Genomic DNA, 9,988 nt, shown 5'->3' on the forward strand with positions numbered 1-9,988 from the left:
CGGGTTGCGGGGCATCTCCTTCGGCAACTTCCTGATCAAGCAGGTGGTGCAGGAGCTTAAGCAGGAGCTGCCGGGGCTGCGCAATTTCGTCACCCTGTCGCCCCTGCCCGGCTTCCGCAAATGGCTTGAGGCCACCTACACCGAGGAAGCCGGGCTGCTGAGCCCGGAGGCCCAGGATACCCTCAAGCTGCTGGCCAATCCCGACTGGCCACAGGACGAAGCCCAGGCACAGCAGCTGGAGGAGGTCATCCGGCCGCTGGCGGCGCGCTACCTGCTAAAGGAGAAGAACTCCAAAGGCCTGCCCCACAACCCTGTCGCCCGCTTCCACCTGGGCAATGGTGCCGAGCTGCACCGCATCAACTGGCTCGGTGACGTTTCCGCCCAGGGCCTCAAGCAGTCTGCCGGGCTGATGGTCAACTATCTGTACGTACTGGACAACATCGAACGCAATCACGAGCAGTTCACCGCCGACGGCACCATCGTGTGCTCCTCAGCCATCCGGGAGCTCAGCCGGCGCGGCCGCAAGTTGCTAAAGGGAGACAACGACAAATGAACCACAACCTGTTCGAGAGCTTTGCCAAGCGCATGACCGAGCGCCGCCAGCACGACTTCATCGTCACCCCGGAGGGCCGCAACTACAGCTACGGCGAGGCGCTGGAAGTCACCGAGCAACTGGCCGGCGCCCTGGTGGAGCTTGGCGTGGAACCCGGCGACCGGGTGGCGGTACAGGTGGACAAGAGCCCGGAGGCCATCCTGCTCTACCTGGCCTGCCTGCGCATGGGCGGTGTTTACCTGCCGCTGAATACCGGCTACACCTTCGCCGAGATCGGCTACTTCCTGGGCAACGCCGAGCCTCACCTGTTCGTGTGCCAGCCTGCCGCCCTGGAGGCCGCCCGCAAAGTGGCGCAGGAGACCGGCTGCCCCCACGTGGAGACCCTGGCCGATGACGGTACCGGCAGCCTGATGACCCGGGCCGCAACGGCCGAGCGCTATACCGCCATTGAGCCGCGCGGCGCCGATGACCTGGCGGCCATCCTCTATACCTCCGGCACCACCGGTCGCTCCAAGGGCGCCATGCTGACTCACCATAACCTGGCATCCAACTGCCGCACCCTGGCGGAGGTCTGGCGCTTCACCGAGCAGGACCGGCTGATCCACGCCCTGCCCATTTTCCATACCCATGGCCTGTTCGTGGCCTGCAACGTCATCCTCATGGCCGGCGCCAGCATGCTGTTCCTGTCCCGTTTCGATGTGGATACGGTGATCGAGGCCTTTAGCGAGGGCACCACCCTGATGGGGGTGCCCACTTTCTACACCCGCCTGCTGCAGGATGACCGGCTGAGCCCCGAGCGCACCGCCAACATGCGGCTGTTCACCTCCGGCTCGGCCCCCCTGACCGCCGAGACCCACGAGGCCTTCCACCGCCGCACCGGCCACGCCATTCTCGAGCGCTACGGCATGACCGAAACCAACATGAACACCTCCAACCCCTATGACGGCGCACGCATCGCCGGCACCGTGGGTTTGCCGCTGCCCGGGGTGGAAATCCGCATCACCGAGCCCGGGACCCACACCCCGGTCGCCGACGGCGAGATCGGCATGCTGGAGGTACGCGGCCCCAACGTGTTCAAGGGCTACTGGCGCATGCCGGAGAAGACCCGGGAGGAGTTGCTGAAGGATGGCTTCTTCGTGACCGGGGATCTGGGCCTGAAGGACGCCAAGGGCTACATCCATATCGTCGGGCGCGACAAGGACCTGGTGATCTCCGGCGGCTTCAACGTCTACCCCAAGGAGGTGGAGCAGGTGATTGACGAAATGGACGGCGTGGTGGAATCCGCCGTTATCGGCGTCTCCCACCCGGATTTTGGCGAGGGTGTGACCGCGGTGGTGGTGCCCGCAGCCGGGGCCGAGCTGGATGAGGCCGGCGTGCTGGCCGCCCTCAAGGACCGGCTGGCCAAGTACAAGCAGCCCAAGCGGGTGTTCTTCGTCGACAGCCTGCCCCGCAACACCATGGGCAAGGTGCAGAAGAACCAGCTGCGGGAAACCTATCGCGACATCTACAAGAACGCCTGATTCAGCAGGCCCTGGAGGCAACAACCATGAGCAAGATCCATTACCGCATCGGCCAGATCGTACCCAGCTCCAACACCACCATGGAAACCGAGATCCCCGCCATGCTGCGGGCCCGTGAAAGCATTGCGCCGGAACGTTTCAGCTTTCACTCCAGCCGGATGCGGATGCGCAACGTCACCCGGGAAGAGCTGGCGGCCATGGACGTGGAGTCGGACCGTTGCGCCCTGGAGCTCTCGGATGCCCAGGTGGACGTTATGGGTTACGCCTGCCTGGTGGCCATTATGGCCCAGGGCCGGGGCTATCACCGCAAATCCCAGCAGCGGCTGCACGAGGTAACCGCCAGCAACGGCCATCCCACGCCGGTGGTCAGCAGCGCCGGTGCCCTCACCGAGGGGCTGGCGGTGCTGGGGGCGAAGAAGGTGGCGCTGATCACGCCCTACATGAAGCCACTCACCGAGATGGTGGTGGACTACATCGAATCGGAAGGCATCAGGGTACTGGACAGCATCTCGCTGGAAATAGCCGACAACCTGGCGGTGGGCCGCCGGGACCCGGGCGCCCTGCTGGAGATTGTGGACGGTCTCGACTGGCGGGGGGCCGACGCGGTGGTGCTGTCGGCCTGTGTCCAGATGCCATCATTGGGAGCCATCCAGGCGGTGGAGGACCGCCTGGGTATTCCGGTGGTGTCCGCCGCCACCTGCACCACCTACCAGATGCTCCGGGCCCTGGGACTGTCGACCCGGGTGCCCGGCGCCGGCCGGATTCTCAGCGGCGATGTCTGACCGCCGGCCGGCTCACTCCTCGATCTTGGAGATGCTCTCCAGGTAGGCCTTGTCCGAGATGTTGGTCCACTGGCGGATGGTGCGCAGGTACTCAGTCTGGGACTGGATGATCTCGTTGGCCAGCGGGTCGTTTTCGGCCGCCTCCTCCAGCAGCTTGCGGGTGGCCTGGCGCAGGGCGTCGATCACCTCCGACGGAAAGGTCTTCGCGGTGACTTTGGGGTAGTCCGCCTTCATCTTGCTCCAGCTCTGGCCGCTGACGTGCATGCTCTGGATGTACATGTCATAGGCGGCGGCGCGCATGGCCACCCGCAGGATCTCCTGCAGTTCGGGGGACAGCTTGGCCCAGCTCTTCTCGTTGATCAGGAACTGCAGTTCGGCGGCCGGCTCCTGCCAGCCCGAGTAGTAGTACTTGGCGATCTGGTGGAAACCCATGTCCAGATCCAGGGCCGGGCCCACCCATTCCAGGGCGTCGATGGTGCCGCGTTCCAGAGCGGTGTAGAGCTCACCCGGCGGGATATTGGTCACCGCCACCCCCAGCTCCGCCATGACTTCGCCGGCAAAACCGGGCGTGCGCATCTTCAGGCCCTTGAGGTCCTCCAGCGAATTGATCTCCTCGCGGAACCAGCCGCCCATCTGGTTGCCGGTGTTGCCCCCGGGGAACGATAGCATGCCGTGGGGTGCGTAGACCTTCTGCATCAGTTCCAGCCCACCGCCATAGTAGAACCAGGCATACTGTTCCGGCGCCAGCATGCCGAAAGGCACGGTGGTGAAGTACATGGCGTTGGGGATCTTGCCCTTGTAGTAATAGGAGGCGGTGTGCCCGATGTCGTACTGGCCGGCCTTGACCATGTCGAAGATGCCGAAAGGCGCCTTGTGCTTGTTGGATGAGTCGATGCGGATCTTGAGGCGGCCGCCGGACATCTCTTCCGCCATGGCTGCCATGCGTTTTGTGGTTTCCCCCAGGATCGGATAGTTCGGGCCCCAGGTCTCGGCCAGCCGCAGGGTGTGGGTCTCCTGTGCCGATACCGTGGCCGGCAGGGCGAGAAGGGTCAGTGCCAGCACCAGGCTGGCGGACAGAGCTTGCAGGTGTGCGCGGAAAGTCATGTTGTCGGTTCCACTTGGCGTATTGTTATGTGAGGCTGATGCGGGGCCATGGCCCGCGCAGACCCTTAATGGTAGCCAATATTCCGGTTCCACGTCTGCCGTTGATGCTTGTTCGGTGGGCATTTCACTATAGAATGTGGGCCTAAATTTTTTGAAGAACGGAACGGTTATGGTTGAGAAAGGCCTTGAGCGACTGATGTATGCCACCCGCTGGATCCTGGCTCCGATCTACCTGGGCCTGAGTCTGGTCCTGCTGGCGCTGGGTGTAAAATTCTTCCAGGAGGTCGTCTACGTCCTGCCCAACGTGTTCAGCATCAAGGAAGCAGACCTGATCCTGATGGTTCTCACCCTGATCGACATCGCCCTGGTGGCAGGCCTGCTGGTCATGGTGATGTTCTCCGGGTATGAAAACTACGTGTCGAAACTGGACATCGGTGGCGGCGAGAAGCTCAACTGGCTGGGCAAGCTGGATACCACCAGTCTCAAGAACAAGGTGGCGGCCGCCATTGTGGCGATCTCATCCATTCACCTGCTCAAGATCTTCATGAATGCCCAGAAAATCCCGGACAACAAGCTGATGTGGTATGTGATCATCCACCTCACCTTCGTGGCCTCGGCTTTCGCCATGGGTGTTCTGGACCGCATGAACCGCAAGGATTCCGACCACTGACCGGGGTCCGATCCGGCCACGGGCTGACCTGACCCGCGGTTTCGACTGCCGGTTACGAAATGCCACCAAATCCCGCTTTACAGCCTTCATCAAACTGGTTTACTGAAGCTGCGAACCCTCGCGGCCCACAGGTGGTCCTGCCTTGCCGCGAGTATCGAAGGCGGCAGATGCCGGCAACGCTGTTGATGAGGAAGTACCATGAGGCTGTTTTCTGACCTGTCCATCGGGGTGAAACTCGCCGTCGGGTTCACCTTGCTAATTGCCCTTTCCCTGCTGATCGGCCTTTCCGGCCTGCAGACCATGAACAGTTACGGCCAACGCTCACAGGTAGTGGCTACCACCGCCGCCATCGAGAGCTCGCTACTGGATGCCCTGTCGCATGAGAAAAGCTTCCTGCTCAGCCGCGATGCATCCCATATAGCGACCGCCCGCATTCAGACCCAGCAGGTTCTCACGGATACGCAATTCCTGGCGGACCAACTGGTGGTGGACAGTAACCTCGCCCTGCTGGCGGACATTCGAAACAGGGCGCAGGCTTACCTGGAGTTGCTGGAAACCCTGGTCGCTCAGGTCAACGCCCGTCGCGATGCCATCGCCGAACTTGAGCGCCTGGGCTGGGACCTGGAGGGCCGCATCGCCATCGAGGAAGACCTGTTCGCCGCTCATGCGCTGCTGCGTCAGATACGCCGCGACGAACGCAGCTTCCTGATCAACCACCACAATGACGTCCGGCTTAACCTGGAGAACACCGCCCGCCGAGCGGTTTCGGTGATTGAATCTTCACGCCTGGACGAAAGTATGAAGGAGCCCATCCTAGAGATGCTCCAGGCCTACCTGACCGCATTCTCGAACACGGTTGAGCGTGTCGAGGACGCAGCCGCCTCTCAGGCGCGGCTGAGCGAACTGGCGGAAGGGGCAGTCGGCAGCGCCAAGCAGTTGCGGACGTTGCAGCTGGACAAGATGAACTCGGAGCGGAACCAGGCCATGATGCTGATCGGCGTGACCACGCTGGTGGTGCTGGCACTGGGCGTATTGCTGGCCTGGTACCTGACCCGCAGTATCGCTGGCCCCATCCGCCGGGCGGCCGAGGTAGCAAGCCAGGTTGCCGACGGCGACCTGCGCACCCGCATCGAATCCCAGCGCAAAGACGAATTCGGCCAGCTGCTCAATGCGCTGGGCCGTATGGTGAACAACCTGCGGGAGCTGGTCTCGGGCATCGACGCCGGTGCCAACGACATCGCTGCTTCGGCCGCGGAACTGTCCGGGGTTTCCGACAAGGCCAGCGCTGGTGCCACCCAGCAGCGTGACCAGACCGACCAGGTGGCCACCGCCATGAACCAGATGGTGGCGACGGTGGCCGAGGTCGCCCGCAGTGCCGAGAGCGCCTTCATCTCAGCCGCTACCGCCAGCGAGAAAACCCGCTCGGGAGAGCAAGCGGTGGAAGAGACCCTGTCCTACGTCAGCCGGCTGACCTCCGAGGTGGAAAACGCCCGTGAGCAGATCACACGGCTCCGGTCGGAAACCGAGTCCATCGGCGCCATGCTGGATGTAATCAAGTCGGTCGCCGACCAGACCAACCTGTTGGCCCTGAACGCGGCCATCGAGGCCGCACGGGCCGGCGAGCACGGGCGCGGGTTCGCGGTGGTGGCGGACGAGGTCCGTTCGCTTGCCCAACGCACCCAGGCTTCCGCCACCGAGATCGAGACCCTGATCGACAGCCTGACTGCCAATGCCAGTGCCTCGGTGCAGACCATGGCAGCCAGCGGCACCATGGCTGGCCAGACCCTGGACAGCGCCCGCACCACCGGCGAAACCATCAGGGCCCTCGCAGAGGCGGTGGAAACCATCCGCGAATTCAACAGCCAGATCGCCATCGCAGCCGAACAACAGACCTCAGTGGCCGAGGACATCAACCAGAATGTGACCCGAATCCGCGATATCAGCGATCAATCCGCCAGTTCCAGCGACCAGGTGGTCAGCGCTGCGGCGACGCTGACGCAATTGGGCGAGCAACTGCGCAACCGGGTGTCGCTGTTCCGGGTCTAAGCGGACAGGACCAGCCGCTCCAGCTCGAACACATGGGGGTCGTCGTCCCCCAGCTGCCTGAGGGCCTCGGCAAGCCGTAACAGATAGTCCGCATTGGCGCCGCTGGGGCCGGAGGCGCGGGCGATCTGGGCCGCCATTTCCCGGGCCGGCGCGGCGCCGAGAAAGGCGGCGTTGTCCGGGGCGGCTATGTAGATCAGACCCTCCGCCTCACCGCCGTCGTCAAAATGCATGGCCGTGGGCAGGCGCAGGTAGCCGTTCTTCTCTCTCACGTCCAGGTGATGGAACACCTCCGGCGACACCCGGTAGGCCAGGCCCCGGCACAGGACGCCGGGTTCCTCCACCAGGGTCACCACCCGGCCCGGCGACTCCGGCGTGCCGCGGTGATCGTGCGACCCCTGCCAAAACCTCCGGGCCCAACCCCGGATCCAGGCCCGCCGGCGCTCCAGGTAGGGAAAATCCACCTTGTAGATCAGCGAGCCGTAGCCGAACAGCCACTGGGGCGAACCCGGCTGGATCGGATGCCGGCGCCGGTTGATCTCAATGGTGTTGGCGGTCATGGCTCTCCGTCGTGTGTGACATCAGTCATTGATGGCGCTGGCGATCACGTCCTGGTAGTTTCGGATGCGGGTGACGTAGTGCACCGGCTCGTAGCCTCGGGCGTACCCGTAGCGCAAATTCGGGTAGTAACGCTCATCCGCCAGCAGGGGCAGGACCTCGCTCATATCCTTCCAGGAATCCGGATTCTTGCCCAGGTCTCGGGCCAGCTGCCGGGCGTCCAGCAGATGCCCGCGACCGACATTGTAGCTGGCCAGGGCCAGGAAGGTGCGATCCGGCTCGGGTATGCTCTCCGGCAGCCGTTCATGCCGGTCGGCCAGGTAGCGGGCACCACCGTCGATGGCCTGGGCCGGGTCGAGGCGATCCTTGACTCCGAGGGACTCGGCGGTGCGACGGGTCAGCATCATGATGCCCCGCACCCCGGTGGGACTCTTGGCGGTGGGGTCCCAGTGGGACTCCTGGTAGGACAAAGCCGCCAACAGGTCCACCGGCATGCCGGTCTGCTCGGCGGCCGCCTGAAACTCCTCCAGGTAGTTCGGCAGGCGATCATCAATGCGTCGATTAAGTGCCCGCAGGTCGACAAAGTCGAATTCCCCGATGTAGGCGTAGTAGCGCTCCTCCATGTCACCAATCGCCGCATCACCGTCCTGGCCATTCATCCAGTTGCGACTGCTCTGCGCCAGCTGCTCCGAACCCTGGGGCAGGTACCAACCGAGGTTCTGGCCTTCGGTCAGATTCATCGCCACGTTGAGTTCATGCATGAAGCGCCGGTTGACCTGAACAATATTGGAATCGGCCACCGTGCAGTCCAGCTCACCCTGGGCCACCTGGGCCAGCAGGGTCTCGGTACTGCGCTCGGCGTCCTCCTCGAAGCTGAGCCCTTCGTTCTGGCCGGCCAGCACCGTCAGGGTCTCGGCATAGCTGGAGCCGGCGGTAACGCGGATGCGGACCTGCGACAGCTTGTCGGCGGTGTTGGGCAGGGGCCGCAGCTCCCGATGGCAGACCAGCTGCTGGGTGATCTCGGTGTGGGCAGGGCCGCGCTCGAAACGCCCGTTACGGGAGGGCAGGTGGGTGAGGCCGGCCGCCGCCAGATGCGCCTCACCATTCTCAAGGGCATCCAGAACCTGGGCAGTCGTATTCAGCATCTGCCATTCCACGTCCCAGCCTTGGGCTTGCGCGTACGCCGTGACCAGATCGTATTCGGGACCGGAGGGCTGCTCATGCCGGTTCAGGTAGTAGGTGGTGGAGCCGTTGCGGGTTACCACTTTCAGTACACCGGTCTGTGCGGGATCGGCCAGGCTCTTGTCGGAACCCGGGCCCTCGCTGGCTGTGGCGGAATCCTGGCTGCTGGTCGCGGAGCCTTGACCGCAGGCAGTGAGGAGGACAGCGCCGGCCACCAGGACCAGGCCTGCCAGCATGGGGCGAATGAATGCGGTGGACATGGGCTTGATCTCCCTTTTTGGAACATCCTCTTGATCAATCATAGAGCACCTACGTTCCCAACACCGGATCGGATGCGGCTCTGATCGCCGCGGCCGGGCTCCTCGGGCCGTGACAGGCCGGCGTCAGGCCTGCTTTTTGGTTATAAACAGACCCGCTCATTCAACCAATTTCATCTATTTGCTTGCGGAATTGTTATTTTTTTACCAACCTTTGTTAATGAACGGAAAAATAACCACGACAACCCAGAAACGGAGACAAGCAGATGAGTGGCGCGACAAAACTCAAGAAGCTCGCCGGTCTTTCAGCGATCGCCTTTGCGACCCTGACAGCCGCCAACGCCGTTAATGCCGCCAACTGGCGGTATGCCCACGAGGAATACGAGGGCGACGTCCAGGATGTCTATGCCTACAAGTTCAAGGAATACATCGAAGACAACTCGGACCATACCGTTCAGGTCTATCGCTTCGGCGAACTGGGCGAGTCGGATGACATCATGTCCCAGACCCTTTCCGGCATCCTGCAGTTCGTCAACCAGTCACCGGGTTTCACCGGGTCCCTCATCCCCGAGGCACAGATCTTCTTCATCCCCTACCTGATGCCCACCGACATGGACACGGTGATCGAGTTCTTCCGGGAGAGCGAAGCCATCAACGAGATGTTCCCCAAGCTCTACGCCGAGCATGGCCTGGAACTGCTCCAGATGTACCCCGAAGGCGAGATGGTGGTCACCTCCAACGAGCCCATCACTTCTCCCCAGGACTTCAAGAACAAGAAGATCCGGGTCATGACCAACCCGCTGCTGTCGGAAACCTACGCGGCCTTCGGCGCCACGCCGACACCCCTGCCCTGGGGTGAGGTCTATGGTGCGCTGCAGACCAACATGATCCAGGGCCAGGAAAACCCGATCTTCTGGATCGAGTCCGGCGGTCTGTATGAAGTGTCACCCCACCTGACCTTCACCAGCCATGGCTGGTTCACCACCGCCATGATGGCTAACCAGGACTTCTACAACGGCCTGTCGGACGAGGACAAGAAGCTGGTCCAGAACGCCTCCGACTATGCCTTCGAGCAGATCATCGACCACATCGACGGTCTCGCCGAGGAAGCCCTGGGCAAGATCAAGGAGGCCTGTGACAAGTGCACGGTGACCCGCCTCAACGAAGAGCAGATTGCAGCCTTCAAGGAGCGCGCACCCCAGGTCAAGGAGAAGTACATCGAGATGACCGGTGAGGACGGCAAGGAGCTGCTGAACCAGTTCGAGGAAGACCTCAACGAAGTCACTTCCGACTAAAAACCGGCAGTAACCACCGTCGCC

9 protein-coding genes are annotated in these 9,988 nt (G+C 62.9%); 6 read left to right on the forward strand and 3 right to left on the reverse strand.

The annotated features are described in order from the left end of the window. The 3 genes from R3280_RS14325 to R3280_RS14335 form a co-directional block, all read left to right on the forward strand. Positions 1-553: malonyl-CoA decarboxylase domain-containing protein (locus tag R3280_RS14325; protein ID WP_318999295.1), on the forward strand; the 553-nt coding region annotated here is incomplete at its 5' end. Beyond that, entirely contained in the window at positions 550-2,073 is a 1,524-nt protein-coding gene (locus R3280_RS14330) for a malonyl-CoA synthase (protein WP_318999296.1), read from the forward strand. The genes R3280_RS14325 and R3280_RS14330, both read left to right, overlap by 4 nt. Positions 2,074-2,099: 26 nt before the next feature. After that, a complete protein-coding gene (locus tag R3280_RS14335) occupies positions 2,100-2,855 on the forward strand; it encodes an Asp/Glu racemase (protein ID WP_318999297.1) in 756 nt (251 codons plus the stop codon). Positions 2,856-2,867: 12 nt separating this feature from the next. On the opposite strand, the gene R3280_RS14340 is transcribed toward R3280_RS14335, so the two are convergent. Next, positions 2,868-3,959 carry a TRAP transporter substrate-binding protein gene (locus tag R3280_RS14340; RefSeq protein WP_318999298.1) on the reverse strand — a complete coding sequence of 364 codons (1,092 nt, stop codon included), beginning with the start codon at positions 3,957-3,959 and terminating at the stop codon, positions 2,868-2,870. 169 nt (positions 3,960-4,128) lie between these two features. On the opposite strand from R3280_RS14340, the gene R3280_RS14345 reads away from it, so the two are divergent. Further along, complete coding sequence (locus tag R3280_RS14345) at positions 4,129-4,629, forward strand: TIGR00645 family protein (RefSeq protein ID WP_318999299.1); 501 nt, start codon at positions 4,129-4,131, stop codon at positions 4,627-4,629. 198 nt (positions 4,630-4,827) lie between these two features. Next, positions 4,828-6,675 (forward strand): methyl-accepting chemotaxis protein, encoded by a 1,848-nt coding sequence (locus tag R3280_RS14350; RefSeq protein WP_318999300.1) that lies wholly within the window; start codon positions 4,828-4,830, stop codon positions 6,673-6,675. Here R3280_RS14350 and R3280_RS14355 read toward each other — a convergent pair. Both R3280_RS14355 and mltF read right to left on the reverse strand, forming a co-directional pair. Continuing rightward, positions 6,672-7,232, reverse strand: a complete 561-nt coding sequence (locus tag R3280_RS14355) for a gamma-glutamylcyclotransferase (protein WP_318999301.1) — start codon at positions 7,230-7,232, stop codon at positions 6,672-6,674. The genes R3280_RS14350 and R3280_RS14355 overlap by 4 nt on opposite strands. Positions 7,233-7,253: 21 nt before the next feature. After that, complete coding sequence (gene mltF, locus R3280_RS14360) at positions 7,254-8,672, reverse strand: membrane-bound lytic murein transglycosylase MltF (protein WP_318999302.1); 1,419 nt, start codon at positions 8,670-8,672, stop codon at positions 7,254-7,256. A gap of 263 nt (positions 8,673-8,935) precedes the next feature. Between mltF and dctP the strand changes: the two genes are divergently transcribed. Then, positions 8,936-9,964 carry a TRAP transporter substrate-binding protein DctP gene (gene dctP / locus R3280_RS14365; RefSeq protein WP_318999303.1) on the forward strand — a complete coding sequence of 343 codons (1,029 nt, stop codon included), beginning with the start codon at positions 8,936-8,938 and terminating at the stop codon, positions 9,962-9,964. The last annotated feature ends 24 nt before the right edge of the window (positions 9,965-9,988 follow it).

Source organism: Marinobacter sp., from assembly GCF_033722195.1.
In the GTDB taxonomy this organism is placed as follows: domain Bacteria; phylum Pseudomonadota; class Gammaproteobacteria; order Pseudomonadales; family Oleiphilaceae; genus Marinobacter.

Bases quoted from the DNA above. Each gene is read 5' to 3' on its own strand.
- R3280_RS14330 (WP_318999296.1), top strand. From the start codon at position 550: ATGAACCACAACCTGTTCGAGAGCTTTGCCAAGCGCATGACCGAGCGC.
- R3280_RS14335 (WP_318999297.1), top strand. From the start codon at position 2,100: ATGAGCAAGATCCATTACCGCATCGGCCAGATCGTACCCAGCTCCAAC.
- R3280_RS14340 (WP_318999298.1), bottom strand. From the start codon at position 3,959: ATGACTTTCCGCGCACACCTGCAAGCTCTGTCCGCCAGCCTGGTGCTG.
- R3280_RS14345 (WP_318999299.1), top strand. From the start codon at position 4,129: ATGGTTGAGAAAGGCCTTGAGCGACTGATGTATGCCACCCGCTGGATC.
- R3280_RS14350 (WP_318999300.1), top strand. From the start codon at position 4,828: ATGAGGCTGTTTTCTGACCTGTCCATCGGGGTGAAACTCGCCGTCGGG.
- R3280_RS14355 (WP_318999301.1), bottom strand. From the start codon at position 7,232: ATGACCGCCAACACCATTGAGATCAACCGGCGCCGGCATCCGATCCAG.
- mltF (WP_318999302.1), bottom strand. From the start codon at position 8,672: ATGTCCACCGCATTCATTCGCCCCATGCTGGCAGGCCTGGTCCTGGTG.
- dctP (WP_318999303.1), top strand. From the start codon at position 8,936: ATGAGTGGCGCGACAAAACTCAAGAAGCTCGCCGGTCTTTCAGCGATC.